Here is an 888-nt window from a genome sequence, read left to right as displayed (position 1 = left end):
ATGGTCCCGGCCATCTACGTTGCACTGGAGAAGCTGCCGCTGACCCCGAACGGCAAGCTGGATCGCAAGGCCCTGCCGGCCCCGGACCTCGATGCGGTGATCAGTCGCGGCTACGAGGCGCCGCAAGGCGAAACCGAAATCCTGATCGCCGCCATCTGGCAAGAACTGCTGGGTGTGGCACAGGTCGGGCGCCACGATCACTTCTTCGAACTGGGTGGGCATTCGTTATTGGCGGTCAGCCTGATCGGGCGCATGCGCCAAGCCGACCTGCATGCCGATATCCGCGTGCTGTTCGGCCAGCCAACCCTGGCGGCCCTGGCCGCGGCTGTAGGTGAGGGCCACGAGGTGCAGGTTCCAGCCAATGCGATCCAGGCCGGCTGCACCCGGATCACTCCGCAGTTGCTGCCCCTGGTCAATCTCGACCAGGCCGCCATCGACCGTATTGTCGCCAGCGTGCCGGGCGGCGCAGCGAATGTGCAGGATATCTACCCGCTGGCGCCGTTGCAGGAGGGGATTCTCTATCACCACCTGGCGGCCCGGGCCGGCGATCCCTACGTCTTGCAGGCGCAGTTTGCCTTTGACGACCACGAGCGCCTGAACGCCTTTGTCCAGGCCTTGCAAATGGTCATCGATCGCCATGACATCCTGCGTACCGGGATGGTCTGGGAAGGGCTGGATGCGCCAGTGCAAGTGGTCTGGCGTCAGGCGCGGTTGCACCTTGAACAGATTGACCTCGATCCGGCGTCCGGTGATATCGGCGCGCAGTTGCATAGCCGTTTCGACCCGCGGCACTACCGCCTGGATGTCACACAGGCGCCGCTGATGCGCTTGGCCTACGCCGAAGATCCACTCAACCAGCGGATCAGCGCGATGCTGCTGTTCCATCAC

1 protein-coding gene is annotated in these 888 nt (G+C 64.3%); it reads left to right on the top strand.

All coding sequences use genetic code 11. From position 1 onward, the window contains the following. A partial coding sequence (locus HX866_RS33930) for a condensation domain-containing protein (RefSeq protein WP_256345070.1) occupies positions 1-888 on the top strand: 888 nt, incomplete at both ends.

It is taken from the genome of Pseudomonas gingeri, from assembly GCF_013386165.1.
Taxonomy (GTDB): domain Bacteria; phylum Pseudomonadota; class Gammaproteobacteria; order Pseudomonadales; family Pseudomonadaceae; genus Aquipseudomonas; species Aquipseudomonas gingeri_C.
This window is presented reverse-complemented; position numbering and strand designations above follow the sequence as displayed.